Annotated in this window: 15 protein-coding genes and 1 pseudogene; 11 read left to right on the top strand and 5 right to left on the bottom strand. The window is 71.7% G+C overall.

The genetic code is table 11. The features are described 5' to 3' along the window. Positions 1-138 precede the first annotated feature (138 nt). Positions 139-1,680, bottom strand: coding sequence for a ricin-type beta-trefoil lectin domain protein (locus ABT122_RS08090; RefSeq protein WP_351547120.1), 1,542 nt, complete (start codon positions 1,678-1,680; stop codon positions 139-141). Positions 1,681-1,815: 135 nt separating this feature from the next. Here ABT122_RS08090 and ABT122_RS08085 point away from each other — a divergent pair, with 135 nt between their 5' ends. The 4 genes from ABT122_RS08085 (at position 1,816) to ABT122_RS08070 (ending at position 7,755) form a co-directional block, all read left to right on the top strand. After that, complete coding sequence (locus ABT122_RS08085; RefSeq protein ID WP_351547117.1) at positions 1,816-3,213, top strand: class II fumarate hydratase; 1,398 nt, start codon at positions 1,816-1,818, stop codon at positions 3,211-3,213. Between the two features lie 44 nt (positions 3,214-3,257). Continuing rightward, positions 3,258-3,938, top strand: coding sequence for a cytidylyl-2-hydroxypropylphosphonate hydrolase (gene fomD / locus ABT122_RS08080; RefSeq protein WP_351547114.1), 681 nt, complete (start codon positions 3,258-3,260; stop codon positions 3,936-3,938). A gap of 346 nt (positions 3,939-4,284) precedes the next feature. After that, positions 4,285-6,159: a SpoIIE family protein phosphatase gene (locus ABT122_RS08075; protein ID WP_351547111.1), complete on the top strand. Its 1,875-nt coding sequence runs from the start codon at positions 4,285-4,287 to the stop codon at positions 6,157-6,159. A gap of 132 nt (positions 6,160-6,291) precedes the next feature. Further along, positions 6,292-7,755, top strand: coding sequence for a catalase (locus ABT122_RS08070; RefSeq protein WP_351547108.1), 1,464 nt, complete (start codon positions 6,292-6,294; stop codon positions 7,753-7,755). Between the two features lie 96 nt (positions 7,756-7,851). Here the strand turns inward: ABT122_RS08070 and ABT122_RS08065 are convergent, their stop codons facing one another. Next, positions 7,852-10,122, bottom strand: coding sequence for a transglycosylase domain-containing protein (locus tag ABT122_RS08065; RefSeq protein WP_351547106.1), 2,271 nt, complete (start codon positions 10,120-10,122; stop codon positions 7,852-7,854). A gap of 349 nt (positions 10,123-10,471) precedes the next feature. Here ABT122_RS08065 and ABT122_RS08060 point away from each other — a divergent pair, with 349 nt between their 5' ends. From ABT122_RS08060 to ABT122_RS08040, 5 genes and pseudogenes are all read left to right on the top strand, one after another. Continuing rightward, positions 10,472-11,407 (top strand): SPFH domain-containing protein, encoded by a 936-nt coding sequence (locus ABT122_RS08060; RefSeq protein ID WP_351547103.1) that lies wholly within the window; start codon positions 10,472-10,474, stop codon positions 11,405-11,407. After that, a complete protein-coding gene (locus tag ABT122_RS08055; protein WP_351547100.1) occupies positions 11,404-11,616 on the top strand; it encodes a type II toxin-antitoxin system antitoxin in 213 nt (70 codons plus the stop codon). Before ABT122_RS08060 ends, ABT122_RS08055 begins: the two co-directional genes overlap by 4 nt. Before the next feature lie 83 nt (positions 11,617-11,699). Continuing rightward, positions 11,700-12,215, top strand: a pseudogene (locus ABT122_RS08050) (PadR family transcriptional regulator); the annotation flags it as partial. 211 nt (positions 12,216-12,426) lie between these two features. Continuing rightward, positions 12,427-13,113, top strand: a complete 687-nt coding sequence (locus tag ABT122_RS08045; protein WP_351547098.1) for an ABC transporter ATP-binding protein — start codon at positions 12,427-12,429, stop codon at positions 13,111-13,113. Further along, a complete protein-coding gene (locus ABT122_RS08040) occupies positions 13,110-15,512 on the top strand; it encodes an FtsX-like permease family protein (protein WP_351547095.1) in 2,403 nt (800 codons plus the stop codon). The genes ABT122_RS08045 and ABT122_RS08040 overlap by 4 nt, the downstream gene beginning before the upstream one ends. 80 nt (positions 15,513-15,592) lie before the next feature. On the opposite strand, the gene ABT122_RS08035 is transcribed toward ABT122_RS08040, so the two are convergent. The 3 genes from ABT122_RS08035 to ABT122_RS08025 form a co-directional block, all read right to left on the bottom strand. Beyond that, entirely contained in the window at positions 15,593-16,537 is a 945-nt protein-coding gene (locus ABT122_RS08035; RefSeq protein WP_351547093.1) for a LysR substrate-binding domain-containing protein, read from the bottom strand. 206 nt (positions 16,538-16,743) lie between these two features. Then, on the bottom strand, positions 16,744-17,046 hold the full coding sequence (locus tag ABT122_RS08030) for a hypothetical protein (RefSeq protein ID WP_351547091.1): 303 nt from the start codon (positions 17,044-17,046) through the stop codon (positions 16,744-16,746). Further along, the gene (locus tag ABT122_RS08025; protein ID WP_351547089.1) at positions 17,030-17,254 is read right to left on the bottom strand and encodes a hypothetical protein; all 225 of its coding nucleotides are present in this window, start codon (positions 17,252-17,254) and stop codon (positions 17,030-17,032) included. The genes ABT122_RS08030 and ABT122_RS08025 overlap by 17 nt, the downstream gene beginning before the upstream one ends. Before the next feature lie 205 nt (positions 17,255-17,459). Between ABT122_RS08025 and ABT122_RS08020 the strand changes: the two genes are divergently transcribed. Next, complete coding sequence (locus ABT122_RS08020) at positions 17,460-18,014, top strand: peroxiredoxin (protein ID WP_347729811.1); 555 nt, start codon at positions 17,460-17,462, stop codon at positions 18,012-18,014. Positions 18,015-18,017: 3 nt separating this feature from the next. Next, entirely contained in the window at positions 18,018-18,554 is a 537-nt protein-coding gene (locus ABT122_RS08015) for an alkyl hydroperoxide reductase (protein WP_351547085.1), read from the top strand. Positions 18,555-18,607 lie beyond the last annotated feature (53 nt).

Raw genomic sequence — 18,607 nt, 5'->3', positions numbered from 1 at the left:
GGGACCAGCCCCCGAACCCCCGCGCCTCAAACGCCGGCGGGGCTGGATTTCGTGCCTCAGCTCGCCGGCGGGACTGAAGTGGTGCGGCCCAAACGCCGGCGGGGCCGGCCCCATGCCCAGGTCCCCGGGGCCGCCGGGTCAGGTCCAGTTCTGGGTGGGGGAATCCGTGCAGGGCTGGAGGGTGAGGGGGGCTCGGGGGGACGGGTGGGTGAGGCAGAGGGAAGGGGACGACGACGGGCGGATGGTCGCCCCGGTGCGGGCGAATCGCTGGTTCGCCGCGCCCGAACAGTCCCAGACGATCAGCCGCGCCCCGGCCCGGTACTCCCCTCCGGGCACATCCAGACACCGGTCCTGGCTCAGCTCCGTGTGCAGCGACCCCCGCCCCGGGTCGTACCACCACCCCTGGTTGCGGCCCCCGTGGCACCCCCACCCCACCACGGCGGTCCCCTTGCGGCTCACCGCCTCCGACACATCGGCACACTCCCCGGTCGCCCCGTTCCGCAGCGGCCGGTACAGCTCGTCCCAGACCCCCTCGTACAGCTCCGGACGCCCGCCGGAGGCGACATCCGCGCAGCTCGCCTCGCGCAGTCCGGAGGCGTACAGCCGGGTGAGGCAGGACGCGAAGGCGGCGTGGCCCCGGGCGTTGGGGTGGAAGGACTGGCGGACCGAGTTCTCGTCCCAGGGGAAGGCCCCCAGGTCGATGGAGAGCCCGCGGGCCCAGGTGTTGTCCGAGCAGACCTCGTGCCCGTGGAAGAGGCGCGAGTTGTCGAGGTGCACCGCACCCGCAGAGCGGGCCGCCTGCCGTATCCCCCGGGCGAAGGCCGGCACCGCCGAGTCGCGGCCCCACCGGGTGTCGGAGTCGTATCCCTGCCCGCCGCAGGCGACCTTCCCCGGGAAGTTCGGGTTGTCCCGGAAGTCCGGCCCGATCGGGCTGGGGTACCCCATGACCACCAGCCGGTAGTCGCCGTCCGCGTACCCGGCGTCCCGCATCACCGTGCGCAGATCGCGGATGGTCCCCTCCACCTTGGGCACCAGAGCGTCCACCCGCGCCTGCCAGCCGCCCGCGTACTTCGGCTCGCAGGGCCCCTGGAGGGTGACGTAGCGGACGACGCAGTCGGTCATGACCGGGCCGAACTGGAGGTCGTCGTTGGCCCCGGCCACCAGCAGCACCATCTTGATGCGGGTGTTGCGCGCCTTGATGGCGAGGCTGTCGCTCTGGACCGGCTCATCGGCGTACTGCCGGGTGCCGCCGATGCGGATGTTCGCGGTGGACGCCCCGGAGCAGGCCACGTTGTAGGTGACGTCGGCCGAGATCCCGGTGCGGTGGATCGCCGCGTCCGGTGAGCGGTGGCACCAGTTGTCGGGCCCGTTGGTGCCCGGCTCGTAGCTCCCGACGCCCTCCCCGGAGATCTCGCTGTCGCCCAGCGAGATCAGCCCGGTGCGGCGCTCCGCGAGCGGGCGCTCGGCGGGGCTGCCGTAGAGCTTCACGGCCTCGGCGGCGCGGAGGGACTCCAGGGCGGGCGGCAGGGGCGCGGAAGTGCTCGCGCCGGCGTCCCGGGGCGCGGCCGCGGCGGGGGCGGGGGCGGTGAGCCCGAGGAGCCCGGCGGCGAGTGCCAGCGCCGTCGCGGTCGTGCGGCGGAGTCGGTGACGGCGGTGAAGTCGTTGCCTCGTGCGTGTCATGGTGCCTCCACAGGGTTGTGTTACCCCAGGTATTTACTGGTCGGTAGCGGAGATGGGAATAGCCGTGACAGGACGGGCGCTCACCCCACTGCGGGGCGGGGCCCCGCCGAACCCAGCACAGGAGGCAGCGCAGCCATGACCGACGCCGGCGACGACTACCGCATCGAGCACGACTCCATGGGCGAGGTGCGGGTCCCCGCCCACGCCAAGTGGCGGGCCCAGACCCAGCGGGCCGTGGAGAACTTCCCGGTGTCGGGGCAGCGTCTGGAGCGGGCGCACATCGAGGCCCTCGCCCGGATCAAGGGCGCCGCCGCCCGGGTAAACGCCGAGCTGGGCGTGATCGGCGCGGATGTCGCCGACGCCATCGCGGACGCCGCGGCCGAGGTCGCCGACGGCCGGTGGGACGACCACTTCCCGGTGGATGTCTTCCAGACCGGCTCCGGCACGTCGTCGAACATGAACACCAACGAGGTGCTGGCCACCCTCGCCACCGAGCGCCTGGGCCGCCCGGTCCACCCCAACGACCAGGTCAACGCCTCCCAGTCGTCCAACGACGTCTTCCCCTCCTCCATCCACATCGCCGCCACCGCCGCCGTCACCGCCGATCTGATCCCGGCGCTGGAACATCTGGCCGCCGCGCTGGAGCGCAAGTCCGCCGAGTTCGCGGAGGTGGTCAAGTCCGGGCGTACGCATCTGATGGACGCCACCCCGGTCACCCTCGGCCAGGAGTTCGGCGGCTACGCCGCGCAGATCCGGTACGGGGTGGAGCGGCTGCGCTCGGCCCTCCCCCGCCTCGCCGAACTGCCGCTGGGCGGCACCGCCGTCGGCACCGGCATCAACACCCCGCCCGGGTTCTCCGCGGCCGTGATCGCCGAGGTCGCCCGCGCCACCGGGCTGCCGCTGACCGAGGCCCGGGACCACTTCGAGGCCCAGGGCGCGCGGGACGCGCTGGTGGAGACCTCCGGGCAGCTCCGCACGGTCGCCGTCTCCCTCACCAAGATCGCCAACGATCTGCGCTGGATGGCCAGCGGGCCGCGCACCGGGCTCGCCGAGATCAACCTGCCCGACCTCCAGCCCGGTTCCTCGATCATGCCCGGCAAGGTCAACCCGGTGATCCCGGAGGCGGTGCTGATGGTGGCCGCCCAGGTGACCGGGAACGACACCACCGTCGCCGTCGCCGGGGCCGCGGGGAACTTCGAGCTGAATGTGATGCTCCCGGTGATGGCGCGGAATCTGCTGGAGTCGGTGCGCCTGCTGGCCGCCGCGTCCCGGCTGCTCGCGGACCGCACGGTCGACGGGGTCACCGCCAACGCCGAACGGGCGAGGGAGTACGCCGAGTCCTCGCCGTCGGTGGTCACCCCGCTCAACAAGTACATCGGGTACGAGGAGGCCGCGAAGGTCGCCAAGAAGTCGCTCGCCGAGCGCCGGACGATCCGCGAAGTGGTCCTGGACGCGGGGTACGTGGAGCGCGGCGACCTCACCCTGGAGCAGCTCGACGAGGCCCTGGACGTGCTGCGGATGACGCGCCCGTGATCCGGATCGCTGCGCGGACGGGCGCGTACTCCTAAAATCTGCTCATGACAGGCACGGAACGCATCGCACGCTGGAACCCCGGGGACCACATCCTCTGGCGTTATCGCGGCCATGCCCCGGACCCGGCGGGGCGTGGACAGGTGGACATCTGCCGCCCCGTGACCGTGGTGCGGGACACCGAGGAGATACTCGCGGTCTGGATGGCACCGGGTACCGAGTGCGTCAAACCGGTGCTCGTGGACGGCACCCCCGTCCACGAGCAGCCGCTCGCCACCCGCTACACGGCCCCGCGCACGGTGGTGCGGGGCCGCTGGTTCGGCAGCGGGGTGCTCAAGCTGGCGCGGCCCGGGGACCCCTGGTCGGTGTGGCTGTTCTGGAACGCCGGCTGGGAGTTCCGGAGCTGGTACGTCAACCTGGAGGAGCCGCGTACCCGATGGGCTGGCGGGATCGACTCCGAGGACCACTTTCTGGACATCTCGGTCCTGCCGGACCGCAGTTGGTCCTGGCTCGACGAGGACGAGTTCGAGCAGGCCCAGCGGGTCGGCCTGATCACCCCGGAGAAGGCCCGCTGGGTGCGGGCCGCCGGGGAGGCGGCGGTGGCGTCCATCAGGGCCTGGGGGAGCCCTTTCTCGGACGGCTGGGAGAACTGGCGTCCCGACCCCGGCTGGCGGGTGCCCGAGCTGCCGGCGGACTGGGGCCGGCTGCCGGCCCGGCTGGCGTCATGAGCACGCCGGCCGCCGGGCGGGCCCGGGAGGGCGGGCGGGACCGCCCCCGCAAGATGTCCGACTCCCGTCCGGGAACTCGCTCCGGCGCATACGGCGTCGTGAGACTCTTGATACGCCCCCTGGGGGCAAACGTAGGATCGTCGTCCGCAGGGCTGCGCCGTTCGGCAGGTGTTCGGTAATCATGGAGCGCAGCAACGGATCTGACCGCAAGTCACCACGAGTCACTTCTAGGGGGTGGAGCCGTGCCGGATGCGCGCCGCCCTGTCGACGCCACCCGTAGAGCGGGTATACCGCCTCACGAGGCGTTCGCATCGCACACCCGGCCCAGACGGACGGAAGCCCACGCGTGACGGAGCAGCCCACCTCCCACGAAGGCCGGCAGCCCTTGGCTGCCCGGCCGCAGGAACGCACCCGGCCCCGGGCGGAGACGGCCGGCGCCACAGCCGTGCCCGGGCCCGCCGTCCCCACGCCCAACGGCCCGCCACAGGACCTCCAGGACCTCGCGGCCACCGCGCGGCGCGAGGGGGACCGGCTCCGTTTCGTCGGCGCCGCCACCCGCCGGATCGCCCGGGGCATAGACCTGGACGAGATCGTGCTGGGGCTCTGCCGGGCGACGGTGCCCACCTTCTCCGACGCGATCCTGGTCTATCTGCGCGATCCGCTGCCGGTCGGCGACGAGCGCCCGGTCTCGCCCTTCGTGCTACGGCTGCGCCGGACGGACCGGCTGCGTTTAGCTGAGGACATCGCCGACTTCGGCGCCGCCTCCCCCATCCCCGTCATCGACCCGCACAACGACCTCACACCGGCCGCGGAGCTGTGTGAGGTGCGTTCCGGCGGGGCGCTGTCGGAGGTGCTGCGCGGGGTGCGGCCCGTCTTCGGCGACTCGGCGGCGGCACGGGCGGCCCTGCCCGAGCTGCTCGGCGCGGACCGGACCGTGCCCAACGGCCACCGCGCCATACTCGCCCCGCTGCGCGGCCGCCGGCGGGTGATCGGTGCCGCCGTCTTCCTGCGGCGTCCCGACCGGCCGGCCTTCGAGCCGAACGATCTGCTGGTCGCCGCCCAGCTCGCGACGCACACGGCGCTGGGCATCGACAAGGCGGTGCTGTACGGCAGGGAGGCGTACATCGCGGACGAACTCCAGCGCACCATGCTGCCGGACTCGCTGCCGCAGCCCACCGGCGTGCGGCTCGCCTCGCGCTATCTGCCCGCGGCGGAGACCGCGCGGGTGGGCGGGGACTGGTACGACGCGATCCCGCTGCCCGGCAGCCGGGTGGCGCTGGTCGTCGGCGATGTCATGGGCCATTCGATGACCTCGGCGGCGATCATGGGCCAGCTGCGGACCACGGCCCAGACCCTGGCCGGTCTGGATCTGCCGCCGCAGGAGGTGCTGCACCATCTGGACGAGCAGGCCCAGCGGCTCGGCACGGACCGGATGGCGACGTGCATGTACGCGGTGTACGACCCGGTGGCGCACCGGATCACCATCGCGAACGCGGGCCATCCGCCGCCGGTGCTGCTGCACCTGGGCGGGCGGGCCGAGGTGCTGCGGGTGCCGCCCGGGGCGCCGATCGGGGTCGGCGGGGTGGACTTCGAGGCCGTGGAGCTGGACGCGCCCGCCGGGGCGACGCTGCTGCTGTACACCGACGGTCTGGTGGAGTCCCGGCTGCGGGACGTGTGGACCGGGATCGAGCAGCTCCGGGAGCGGCTGGCCGCGACCGCCCAGCTCACCGGACCGGACCACTCGCCGCCGCTGGAGGCGCTCTGCGACGACGTGCTGGACATGCTCGGCCCGGGCGACCGGGACGACGACATCGCGCTGCTCGCGGCCCGTTTCGACGGGATCGCGCCCAGTGATGTCGCCTACTGGTTCCTGGAGCCGGAGGACGCGGCCCCGGGCCGGGCCCGCCGGCTCGCCCGCAGGGCGCTCTCCCGGTGGGGCCTGGAGGAGATGAGCGACGCGGTGGAGCTGCTGGTGAGCGAGGTGGTCACCAACGCGGTGCGGTACGCGGAGCGCCCGGTGACCCTGCGGTTGCTCCGTACGGACGTACTGCGCTGCGAGGTCGGTGACGACTCTCCGCAGCTGCCCCGGCAGCGCAAGGCGCGGGACACGGACGAGGGCGGGCGCGGGCTCTTCCTGGTGAACCGGCTGGCGAGGAGGTGGGGGGCGACCCGGCTCTCCAGCGGGAAAGTGGTCTGGTTCGAGCTGCCCACCCGCCCCTAGCGGACCCCGTGCGGGCCCGCCGGGGGCGGGCCCGCGGCCGGGCAAATGTTGCCGACAAGGTGTCGGCGGAGTTGACTGGGGAACACGGCCGAAGCGACCACACCCTCATTCCCCATGGACGGGAGGACGCTCGTGACCGAGTCACCCCCCAAGGCCCCGTACACGACCAACAACGCCGGGAACCCGGTGGAGAGCGACGAGCACTCGCTCACCGTGAGCCCCGACGGCCCGATTCTGCTCCACGACGCCTATCTGATCGAGAAGATGGCCCAGTTCAACCGTGAACGGGTCCCCGAGCGGGTGGTGCACGCCAAGGGAGCGGGCGCTTACGGCTTCTTCGAGGTCACCCAGGACGTGAGCCAGTACACCAGGGCCGCGGTGTTCCAGCCGGGCACGCGGACCGAGCTGCTGGCCCGGTTCTCCACGGTCGCCGGTGAGCAGGGCTCCCCGGACACCTGGCGGGACCCGCGCGGCTTCGCCCTGAAGTTCTACACCGAGCTGGGCAACTACGACATGGTCGGCAACAACACGCCGGTCTTCTTCGTCCGCGATCCCCAGAAGTTCCAGGACTTCATCCACTCGCAGAAGCGCCACCCGGCCACCGGGCTGCGCAACAACGAGATGCAGTGGGACTTCTGGACCCTCTCCCCCGAGACCGCGCACCAGGTGACCTGGCTGATGGGCGACCGGGGGGTGCCGAGGTCGTACCGCTTCATGAACGGCTACAGCTCGCACACCTATATGTGGGTGAACGGCGGCGGTGAGCGGTTCTGGGTGAAGTACCACTTCAAGACCGATCAGGGCATCGACTTCCTCACCCAGGAGGAGGCCGACGAGCTGGCCGGGCACGACGCGGACAGGCACCGCAGGGATCTGTACGAGTCGATCGAGAAGGGCGACGCGCCGAGCTGGAGCCTGAAGGTCCAGGTCATGCCGTTCGAGGACGCGCCGGGGTACCGGTTCAACCCCTTCGACCTGACGAAGGTGTGGCCGCACGGCGACTACCCGCTGATCGACGTGGGCCGGTTCACGCTGAACCGGAACCCGGAGGACTACTTCGTCCATATCGAGCAGGCCGCCTTCGAGCCCTCGAATCTGATCCCGGGCATCGGGCCGTCACCGGACAAGATGCTGCTGGGCCGGATGATGTCGTACCCGGACACCCACCGGTACCGGATCGGTCCGAACTACAACCAGCTCCCGCCGAACCGGCCGCACTCGGGGGTGAACTCCTACTCCAAGGACGGCCCGATGCGGTACTTCCCGTCGAACGCCTCGATGCCGTACGCGCCGAACTCCTTCGGCGGCCCGGCGGCCGATGTGGACCGCTACGGCGAGCCGGCCGGGTGGGCGAGCGCGGGCGAGATGGTGCGCCACGCGTACACCCTGCACTCCGAGGACGACGACTGGGGCCAGGCGGGCACGCTGGTCCGTCAGGTGATGGACGACGCGGCCCGGGAGCGGCTGGTCTCCAATGTCGCCGGGCATCTGAGCCAGGGCGTCTCCGGCCCGGTGCTGGAGCGGGCGTTCCAGTACTGGCGGAACATCGACCGGGAGACCGGCGACAGGATCGCCAAGAAGGTCAACGGCGGCTGACCGCCCAGGGCGCGGAGGAGCGAAACGGCACGGTGCCTGTGCCACCCGGAGGCGGGTGGCACAGGCACCGTGGTGTTTCCCGGCTCTCCGTCCGGGTCAGCGCCGGAAGCCGTCGGCTCCCGTGACCGGCTCGTCCGGCCCGCCCGGCTGGCCCGTGCCCGGCGGCGAGGACGAGGAGGACGTGGTCGGGCCGGGCGACTGGCTGAAGGTCGGCGACGAGGGCGCGGACGGCGACGAGGGCGGCGAGGACGACCGCGTCGGGGAGGGCGGCGGCGAGGTCGACGCCTCGGGCTCCTCCTTCTCCGACTCCGTCGGCGAGGGCGACGGCGAGGACGGCGGCGGCGAGGACGGCTCCGGGGGCGACGAGGACGGCGCGGTCCGCACCGGCTTCTTCACCTTCAGATCGAACCTCGCGTCCGCGTCGGCGCCGACCAGCGCTCCGGTGGTGTACGCCTTCCAGATCTGGGCCGGGATGGCGCCACCGTTGGCGCGGCCCGGGTTGATGGTGTCGGTCAGGGTGACCTGGCCGGTGCCGTCGGACTTCTCGCCGAACAGGGCCACGGCGGTGACCAGCTTGGGTGTGTAGCCCACGTACCACGCGGACTTGTTGTTCTCGGAGGTGCCGGTCTTGCCCGCGGCCTGGTAGTCACCGGCCGCCTGGATTCCGGAGCCCTCCTTGACGACGCCCTCCAGGGAGCGGGTCACGGTGTCGGCCGTCTCCCGGCTGATGGCCTGGTCGCCGGTGCCCTTCTTGGTGTCGGCCTTGCGGACCTGGTGCTCGGCGGACTTCACGATGGTCGGGGTGACCTTCTTGCCGTGGTTGTCCAGGGTCGCGTACACCCCGGCCATGTCCCAGGTGGAGGCGTTCATCGTGCCCAGCGACATGGCGGGCTGGGCGGGCCAGCCGGCGCCGTCGCGCATGCCCATGTCGAGGGCGGTCTTCTTGGTGGGCGCGGGACCCACGTCCACGATCATCTGGGCGTAGACCGAGTTCACCGAGTTGTTGGTGGCCTCCTGGACCGTGATCGGCCCATGGTCCTTGTCATTGATGTTCTCGGGCGCGAAGGCGACATCGCTGCCCTCGACCGGCCGCTTGCTGTCGCCGTCGTAGATCGTGTTGAGCCCGATCGGCAGCTCTTCCTGGGTCCTGGCCTCGTTCTCCAGGGCGGAGGCGAGCACGACGGGCTTGAAGGTGGACGCGGGCTGGTAGTCGCGCCGGGTGGCGTTGGAGAGCCAGTGCTCGGTGGCGCCGATACCGCCGTAGAGGGCGACGACCTCGCCGTTCTCCGGGTCGACGGAGGTGGCGCCGGCCTGGACGGTGGCGTGCTTCTTGTTGCCCTTGCGGTCGAGCTTGGCCTCCAGCTGCCGCTCGACGGCCTTCTCCAGGGCCTGCTGGCGCTTCTTGTCGATGTTGAGGGTGATCGTCCAGCCGCCGGCCTTGATGTCCTTGTCGCTGATGCCCTGCCGCTCCAGCTCGGTGTTGGCGGCGTCGACGAGATAGCCGACCTGGCCCTCCATCCCGGGGGCGGCCTTGGGGGCCTTGGGCACGGGGAACTTCCGCATGCCGTCGCGGGCGGACTTGTCCAGCCAGCCCTCCTCGACCATGTTGTCCAGCACGTAGTGCCAGCGCTCGGTGACGAGTTTCTTGCTGCCGTCCGATGCCAGCGCCCAGTCGTACTGGTTGGGGGCCTGGAGCAGAGCCGCGAGATAGGCGCCCTGTTCGAGGCTCAGCTCGGGGGCGTCGACGCCGTAGTAGGCCTGGGCCGCGGCCTGGATGCCGTACGCCCCGCGCCCGTAGAAGCTGGTGTTCATGTAGCCGGCGAGGATGTAGTCCTTGTCCTTCTCCTCGTCGACCTTGAGCGAGATCACCAGTTCCTTGAGCTTGCGGCTGAAGGTCTGGTCCTGGACCAGGTAGTAGTTCTTCACATATTGCTGGGTGATGGTCGAGCCACCCTGCTTGCCCTTGCCGGTGATGGTGTTGAGCAGACCGCGTGTGGTGCCCTTGATGTCCACGCCGTGGTCCTTGTAGAAGGACTTGTTCTCGGCCGCGACAAAGGCGAGCTGGACATCCCTGGGGATCTTCTCCAGGCCGACGATCTCCCGGTTGATCTGACCGGTGCGGGTCAGGATCGTGCCGTCGCTGTACTTGTAGACATTGCTCTGGAGCTCGGCCTCGGCATTGGCCTTGGGCACCGGGACCATCAGATAGACGACATAGAAGGCGCCCATGCCGAGCAGGCAGAGGCCGAGGAACGTGCCCAGCATCTTCTTCCAGGTGAAGAAGCGCCGTATGCCCTTGGGCTTCCCGGCCTTCCTGGCCGCCCGGGTCTCGCTCTCCCGCGCCCGTCGCGCCTCCGCTCGGCCCATCGCTCGTTCCGCTCCGCTCTTCGGTTCTTCGGTCTCGTCCACAAGTGCCGTACCGCCGCGGGCAGTCCGCCGGCCGCGCCGTCGGACCGCGCCGGCGTTCCCGCCCCGGGTCCCACGGATAACCAGCTCAGCAAACTAACACCGGTCGCTATGACAAAGGTCGACCGATCCGGACTTTCCGGACGTGACAATCAGCACCCCGCTCCCTGGAACCGACTCACGAGAGGTGCACAAGGTTGCGATATCGATTAATGTGTAATCACATTGCTAGCCGATCGCTAGCGTGCCCGGCCGCGCCGCTCCGCCGCGGGGCGGCCGGGCGGGCACACGGAACGAGACGGGGGACGGCATGACCGCCACCAGCACCACCACCCACGAGGACCTCCCGGACATGCCGGCACCCACGGTCCGGGAGTTCGCGGCCGGCAGCATCGGCGGCGGGCTCGCCCTGCTGCTCGGGCTGCTCGGCGTCCTCGCCGGCACCGGGATGATCGTCGCCGGCGCGGTCTCCGGCGCGGCGGCGGCGAAGATCGCCCTGATCGCCGCCGGCGTGGTCGCCGTCGCCGGCGCGCTCTTCGCGATGGGCGGGCTGAACATGGTCGCCCCCGGCGAGGCCCGGGTCGTCCAGCTCTTCGGCCGGTACCGGGGCACCATCCGCACCGACGGACTGCGCTGGGTCAACCCGCTCACCTCGCGGGAGAAGATCTCCACCCGGGTGCGGAACCACGAGACGGCCGTCCTCAAGGTCAACGACGCCTACGGCAACCCCATCGAGCTGGCCGCCGTGGTGGTGTGGAAGGTCGAGGACACCGCCCAGGCGCTCTTCGAGGTCGACGACTTCCTGGAGTTCGTCTCCACCCAGACCGAGGCCGCCGTCCGGCACATCGCCATCGAGTACCCCTACGACGCCCACGACGAGGGCGGCCTCTCGCTCCGGGGCAACGCCGAGGAGATCACCGAGAAGCTCGCCGTCGAGCTGCACGCCCGGGTCGAGGCGGCGGGCGTCCTCATCATCGAGTCCCGCTTCACCCACCTCGCGTACGCCCCCGAGATCGCCTCCGCGATGCTCCAGCGCCAGCAGGCCGGTGCCGTGGTCGCGGCCCGGCGGCTGATCGTGGACGGCGCGGTGGGCATGGTCGAGGAGGCCGTCAACCGGATCACCGAGCGGGACATCGTGGAGCTGGACTCCGAGCGCAAGGCCGCGATGGTGTCCAATCTGCTGGTGGTGCTGTGCGGTGACCGCTCGGCCCAGCCGGTCCTCAACACGGGCACCCTCTACCAGTGACCCCGCCCCCGGAGCGCAAACAGGTCCTGCTGCGGCTCGACCCGGCGGTGTACGAGGCGCTGGCACGGTGGGCGTCGGACGAACTGCGCAGCGCCAACGCGCAGATCGAGTTTCTGCTCCGGCGGGCACTGGCGGAGCACGGGCGGCTGCCCGGCGGCGCGGCCCCCATCCCCAAGCGGGGCCGGCCGCCGAAACCGCCGGAGAAGTGAGACCCGGGACCCGCGCCACGGCCGTGGCGCGGGTCCCGGCGTCCTCTACAGCCCGGCTATACACACCCCGTACAGTGCGGTGCATGTCCATCGGTCACACCCTCCTCGCGCTGCTGGAGTCCGGTCCGCGCCACGGCTATGACCTCAAGCGCGCCTTCGATGAGAAGTTCGGCCACGACCGGCCGCTGCACTACGGCCAGGTCTACTCGACCATGTCCCGGCTGCTGCGGAACGGTCTCGTCGAGGTGGACGGCGTCGAGGCCGGGGGCGGCCCCGAGCGGAAGCGGTACGCCATCACCGCCGCCGGGATCACGGATGTCGCGCGCTGGCTCGCACAGCCCGAGAAGCCGGAGCCCTACCTCCAGTCGACGCTGTACACCAAGGTGGTGCTGGCCCTGCTCACCGGCCGGAGCGCCACCGAGCTGCTCGACCGCCAGCGCACCGAACACCTGCGGCTGATGAGGATTCTGACCGACCGCAAGCGCGGGGGCGACCTCGCCGACCAGCTGATCTGCGACCACGCCCTCTTCCATCTGGAGGCGGATCTGCGGTGGCTGGAGCTGACCTCGGCCCGGCTGTCCCGGCTGGCGGCGGAGATCGGCACGGGGACGGCCTCCCCCGAGGCCCCCGGCGGCCCCGGACCGGGCGCCTCCGGACCCGGTGGTGCCGGGCCGGGCGCCCACCGGCCCGGTGTTCCCGGCCCCGGCGGACCGGGCGCCTCCGGGACCCGCCCCGGCACCACCGGGGGGACCCGCGCATGACCCCCGTACATCCCGAGCGCTCCCGGCGCCTCCGGAAGGAACCCGGCGCATGATCCCCGCAGGCTCTCTCCTCGTCGCCGAGGACCTGCACAAGAGCTACGGCCGCACCCCCGCACTCGACGGGGCCGGCTTCTCCATCCACCCCGGCGAAGTGGTCGCCGTCCTGGGCCCCTCCGGCTCCGGCAAGTCGACCCTGCTGCACTGTCTCGCCGGGATCGTCCCGCCGGACAGCGGCACCGTCCGCTACGACGGGCGCGACCTCACCGCGCTCAACGACGCCCGGCGCAGCGCGCTGCGGCGGACGGATTTCGGCTTCGTCTTCCAGTTCGGGCAGCTCGTGCCGGAGTTGACCTGTACGGAGAATGTGGCGCTGCCGCTGCGCCTTGCCGGTGCCCGGCGCCGGGCCGCCGAGCGGACCGCCGCGCAGTGGCTGGAGCGGCTGGAGGTCGAGGACATCGGGCACCAGCGCCCCGGGGAGGTCTCCGGCGGCCAGGGCCAGCGGGTCGCGGTCGCCCGGGCGCTGGTCACCTCGCCCCGGGTGGTCTTCGCCGACGAGCCGACCGGGGCACTGGACTCGTACAGCGGGGAGCGGGTGATGCAGCTCCTGACGGAGGCCGCCCGCTCCACCAACGCCGCCGTCGTGCTGGTCACCCATGAGGCGCGGGTCGCCGCCTACTCGGACCGCGAGATCGTCGTCCGCGACGGACGGACCCGCGACGTGGACCACGCCCTGTGACCCTGTCCGCCGACCGGAGGCCGATCGCGCCCCCGGTGCACGAACGGCGGGGGCCGGTCACGGTGTGGATGCGGGATCTCTGCCTCGGGCTCCGCTTCGGCGCGCACGGCGGCCGGGAGGGGTGGATTCGCAACGCGCTGACCGCCACCGGCGTCGGACTCGGTGTCGCGCTGCTGCTGATCGCCTCCTCGCTGCCGCAGATCATGGACAGCCGCGACGACCGGCTGGACGCCCGCACCCCGGCCGGGATGCTGCGGGCGGAGCCGTTCGAGCCCTCGGCGACCTCCCTGGTGTGGGCGCAGGCCGGCACCGAGTACCGCGGGCGGACGGTCGGCGGCCATCTGCTGCGGGCGGACGGCGACCGGCCCGCGCTGCCGCCCGGTGCCGGCCGGATGCCGGGTCCCGGCGAAATGCTGGTCTCCCCGGCGCTCGCCGGGCTGCTCGGCTCGCCCGAAGGACGGATGCTCGCCGGCCGGCTCGACCACCGCACGGTCGGCACCATCGGGAAGTCCGGTCTCGTCGACCCCGGCGAGCTGCTGTTCTACGCGGGCAGCGCGACCATCACCGCCGAGAACGGCGGCGCCCGCACCGACGGCTACGGCGGTCCCCGCATCGACTACGGTCCGGTCGCCCCCGTGTTCACCGCGCTGGCGACGCTGATCTGCGTGGTGCTGCTGGCCCCGGTGGCGGTCTTCATCGCGACCGGCGTCCGCTTCAGCGGCGAACTGCGCGACCGCAGGCTCGCGGCGCTGCGGCTGGTCGGCGCGGACATCCGCACCACGCGCCGGATCGCCGCGGGCGAGGCCCTCTTCGGTTCGGCGCTGGGGCTGGCGGTGGGCTTCGGGATCTTCGCCCTGGCCCGGCTGTTCGCCGGGTCGGTACGGATCTGGGGGCTGAGCGCCTTCCCCTCGGACGTGGTGCCCGTGCCCGGCCTCGGAGCGCTGGTGCTGCTGGCCGTGCCCGTGGGGTCGGTGCTGGTGACGCTGGTGGCGCTGCGCTCGGTGACGATCGAGCCGCTGGGGGTCGTACGGAACGCGGCGCCGCGCCGGCGGCGGCTGTGGTGGCGGCTGCTGCTGCCGGTGCTGGGGGTGGCGGTCCTGCTGGCATCGGACGCGGTCGCGGCCCGCCAGGCCCCGGGGACGATCCATTCGCGCCCGCTCGCGGCCGGGGCGATCCTGGTGCTCCTCGGGGTGACGGCGCTCTTCCCGTGGGTGGTCGACGCGGTGGTGGGGCGGCTGCGCGGGGGCCCGGTCTCCTGGCAGCTCGCGGTGCGCGGGCTCCAGCTCAGAAGCGGGGCCGCGGCCCGGTCGGTCAGCGGGATCATGGTCGCGGTGGCCGGGGCGATCGCCCTCCAGATGGTGTTCGCGGGGATGCACGACGACTTCCGCAGAAACAACGGCAGCCATCCGCTCTGGCACCAGCTGGAGATCTCCGCCGACTATCCGAGCACCGGGACCGCCCGGCGGATGAGCGCGGAGTTCGGCGCGACGGAGGGGGTCAGCGAGGCCCTCAGCATGGTCGAGACCTCGGTGTACGCGCAGGGGCGGGACCCGGACGACTCGCGGGAGCCCTGGTCCGCCGGACTGACCATCGCCGACTGCCCGGTGCTCACACGGCTCGCGAGAATCGCCTCCTGCGCCGACGGGGACGTCTTCCTCCTCAGCAGCAACCGGTCTCCGGAGGCGAGGACCTGGGTGGACCGGATGGCCCGCACGGGAGGGGTGCTCCTGCTGGAGGGCCCCGGCCCCGAACGGCTGCGGTGGAACCTGCCCCGGAACACCCCGACGGTGACGCCGCACCGCCCGGCGGAGACGGCCTGGCAGCACGACGGCCTGTACGCGACACCCGGCGCGCTCGACACCGGCCGGCTCTCCGAGGGCAGCACCAGGGTGCTGGTCGAGGCGGACGAGAACGTTCCCGAGGCACAGGAGCACATCCGCAACACGGCCGCCCGGATCGACCCCTCGCTGGCGGTCTGGACGATCAGGACGCCCGGGCAGGAGCAGAAGTACACCAGCATCCACAACGGGCTGCTCGCGGGCGCCACCGGGACCATGGTGCTGATCGCGGCCTCGATGCTGATCTCCCAGATCGAGCGGCTCCGGGAGCGCCGGAGGCTGCTCCCGGTGCTGGTGGCGTTCGGCACCCGCCGTGCCACGCTCGCCCGGTCGCTGCTGTGGCAGACCGCGCTGCCGGTGGTGCTGGGGACGGCGGTGGCGGTGGCGAGCGGGCTGGTGCTGGGCGCGGTGCTGCTGAGGCTGATCAACAAGGAGTTGACGGACTGGTGGCTGTTCCTGCCGGTGGCGGGGACGGGCGCGGGGGTGATTCTGCTGGTGACGGTGGTGAGCCTGCCGGCGCTGTGGCGGATGACGCGCCCGGACGGGCTGCGTACGGAGTAGCCGCGCCCCGGCGCGGCTCGGGTCGGACGGCTCAGCCCGGCTCGGCTCGGGTCGGACGGCCTGGGCGGCCCGGGCGGGTCTCAGCGGGTCAGGCGTACGGGCAGGGGGCGCAGCGAGGCCCGCAGAGCCGCCGCGAACTGCTCGAACTCCTCCTGGCGCGCGGCGCCCGCGCGCATCGCGAGGGCGATCCGGCGGGCGGGCGCGGGATCGGCGAAGCAGGCGGTCTGGAGCCCGCCGCCGCGCCCGGTCTCCACCTCGACGGCGATCCTCGGCAGCAGCGTCACACCGAGCCCGCCGGCCACCAGCTGCACCAGGGTGGCGAGCCCGGCGGCGGTGGTGGTGACCGGTGTGCCGTCGCCCCGGCCCGCCTCCCGGCAGATGTCGAGCGCCTGGTCGCGCAGGCAGTGGCCTTCGTCCAGGAGCAGCAGCGGAAGCTCGCGCAGCGCCTCGCGGGGTATGTCCTCGCGTCCGCCGAGCCAGTGGTCCTGCGGGGTGACCAGGACGAAGTCCTCCTCGAAGAGAGGCAGTTCGGTGACGCCCGGCACCCCGAGCGGCACGGCGAGCAGCAGCAGATCGAGCCGTCCGCAGGTCAGTCCCTCCAGGAGGGAGGAGGTCTGCTCCTCGTGGACCTGGAGGTCGAGATCCGGGTAGGTGTCGTGCACCAGCCGGAGGACATGGGGCAGCAGATAGGGCGCGACGGTGGGGATCACGCCGAGCCGCAGGACCCCGGTGAAGGGGGCGCGTACCGCCTCGGCCTCCTCCATCAGCGCGCCGACGGCGTCGAGCACGGCCCTGGCGCGGGCGGCGAGCCGCTCACCGGCCGGGGAGAGCAGCACCTTGCGGGTGGTGCGCTCCAGCAACTGGACGCCGAGCACCTCCTCCAGCGCGGAGACGGCCCCGGAGAGCGCGGGCTGGCTCATGCCGATGGCCGACGCGGCATCCCGGAAGTGCAGATGCTCGGCGACGGCGGCGAAGGCGCGCAACTGCGCGACGCTGGGCTGCTTGCCCCGGCCCGCTCCACTCATTGACAACTTCCTCCGATCGCGGTGGCCGAGTCTAATCGCCCGCGCGGCGGTGGAAAGAATCGATCACGAGTACGGGAGCGGGGGCCGGCGTGGGCGGCGCGGCGGCGGTGCGGGGAACCGGGGACGAGCCCCCGGCGGAGGAGATCCACTCGGGCGCCGAGCGGGCGTTCACCCTGCTCGCCGAGAACCCTGCTCGGCGAGAGGTACTACCGGGGCGCCCGCACCACGGCCGGTGTCGCCATGCCGTTCTCCTCCAGCGCGATCTCGTCCAGTTCGACGCCGCGCACCAGGACGCCGGGCAGGTCCACGAATCGGCTCAGCGCGTCCGCGATGGCCTCGGTCAGCGTGTCGGCCTCGAAGGAGCACGTGAAACGGGAGTCTCCGGGCCCCTCCTGGAGATGGATGCGCCCGTCGTGGAAGCCGGCCAACTCCGTCAGGGTGTCGTCCTGCTCCTCGGTGAGAGCGTCCTGAAGGACCAGATGGAAGTACCAGTTACGCACAGCTCGCATGCCTCCGAGTGAATCGATCAATGTCCCGGGCCTCCTCCCCCTGGTTCTGCGGGGTGCAGGACACCGTGTGCCTGCGACTGCACGGGCAGCAGACCACATAACCCCAGCGGTGCCCCTTCCCCGTGCGCGCCACCTTCAGCCCCGCCGCCTCCGCCCTCCTCAGCGCCGCCTCGACATCCTTCTTCTGGTGCCGGTCACCGATCCCCATGACCGTACGTACTACTCTCCGACCGCGAGGAGGATACGGAACCGTCGGCGAAACCACCCGATCGAGCCATCTCCCGGTGCGCCGCGACGACAGAGATTGATCGGGGTCGCGAATCACACTGACCCGATTGATCGATTTCACCCGTGATCGCGGATATGACAGGGTGCATTTGTCCAAACCCTCACGCACACCCTGGAGTAACACCGTGCTGACTGTCGGCGACCAGTTCCCCACCTTCGAGCTCACCGCCTGCGTCTCCCTGGAGACCGGCAAGGAGTTCGAGGTCATCAACCACAAGTCCTACGAGGGCAAGTGGAAGGTCGTCTTCGCGTGGCCGAAGGACTTCACCTTCGTCTGCCCGACCGAGATCGCCGCGTTCGGCAAGCTGAACGACGAGTTCGCCGACCGTGACGCCCAGGTCCTCGGGTTCTCCGGTGACTCCGAGTTCGTGCACCACGCCTGGCGCAAGGACCACGCCGACCTGCGTGACCTGCCCTTCCCGATGCTGGCCGACTCGAAGCACGAGCTGATGCGCGACCTGGGCATCGAGGGTGCGGACGGCTTCGCGCAGCGGGCCGTCTTCATCGTGGACCCGAACAACGAGATCCAGTTCACCATGGTGACCGCCGGTTCCGTGGGCCGGAACCCCAAGGAGGTCCTGCGGGTGCTGGACGCGCTCCAGACCGACGAGCTGTGCCCGTGCAACTGGACCAAGGGCGAGACCACCCTGGACCCGGTCGCGCTGCTGGCCGGTGAGTGACCCATGTCCCTCGACGCGCTGAAGTCCGCCCTGCCGGAGTACGCCAAGGATCTGAAGCTGAACCTCGGCTCGGTCATAGGCAACAACGACAAGCTCTCGCAGCAGCAGCTGTGGGGCACCGTCCTCGCCACGGCCATCGCCTCGCGCAGCCCGATCGCGCTGCGGGAGCTGGAGCCCGAGGCGAAGGCGAACCTGACGCCGGAGGCGTACACCGCCGCCAAGGCAGCCGCCGCCGTCATGGCCATGAACAATGTGTTCTACCGGACCCGGCATCTGCTCTCCGACCCGGAGTACGGCACCCTGCGCGCCGGGCTGCGGATGAATGTCATCGGCAACCCGGGCGTGGAGAAGGTCGACTTCGAGCTGTGGTCGCTCGCCGTCTCCGCCGTCAACGGCTGTGGCCAGTGCCTGGACTCGCATGAGCAGGTCCTCCGCAAGGCCGGGGTCGAGCGGGATGTCATCCAGGAGGCGTTCAAGATCGCCTCTGTGGTGACCGCCGTGGGCACGACCCTCGACGCCGAGGCCGTGCTCGCGCCGTAACGGCGCGGTACCGGACGAAGGCCCCGCCGCGACACGCGGCGGGGCCTTCTCGG

It is taken from the genome of Streptomyces sp. NPDC001985 (assembly GCF_040296845.1).
Lineage (GTDB): Bacteria > Actinomycetota > Actinomycetes > Streptomycetales > Streptomycetaceae > Streptomyces.
Note: the sequence above shows the minus strand (reverse complement) of the source record. Positions and strands in the feature narration are given on the sequence as shown.

Bases quoted from the DNA above. Each gene is read 5' to 3' on its own strand.
- ABT122_RS08030 (WP_351547091.1), bottom strand. From the start codon at position 17,046: ATGCGAGCTGTGCGTAACTGGTACTTCCATCTGGTCCTTCAGGACGCT.
- ABT122_RS08085 (WP_351547117.1), top strand. From the start codon at position 1,816: ATGACCGACGCCGGCGACGACTACCGCATCGAGCACGACTCCATGGGC.
- fomD (WP_351547114.1), top strand. From the start codon at position 3,258: ATGACAGGCACGGAACGCATCGCACGCTGGAACCCCGGGGACCACATC.
- ABT122_RS08065 (WP_351547106.1), bottom strand. From the start codon at position 10,122: ATGGGCCGAGCGGAGGCGCGACGGGCGCGGGAGAGCGAGACCCGGGCG.
- ABT122_RS08090 (WP_351547120.1), bottom strand. From the start codon at position 1,680: ATGACACGCACGAGGCAACGACTTCACCGCCGTCACCGACTCCGCCGC.
- ABT122_RS08035 (WP_351547093.1), bottom strand. From the start codon at position 16,537: ATGAGTGGAGCGGGCCGGGGCAAGCAGCCCAGCGTCGCGCAGTTGCGC.
- ABT122_RS08025 (WP_351547089.1), bottom strand. From the start codon at position 17,254: ATGGGGATCGGTGACCGGCACCAGAAGAAGGATGTCGAGGCGGCGCTG.
- ABT122_RS08045 (WP_351547098.1), top strand. From the start codon at position 12,427: ATGATCCCCGCAGGCTCTCTCCTCGTCGCCGAGGACCTGCACAAGAGC.
- ABT122_RS08015 (WP_351547085.1), top strand. From the start codon at position 18,018: ATGTCCCTCGACGCGCTGAAGTCCGCCCTGCCGGAGTACGCCAAGGAT.
- ABT122_RS08060 (WP_351547103.1), top strand. From the start codon at position 10,472: ATGACCGCCACCAGCACCACCACCCACGAGGACCTCCCGGACATGCCG.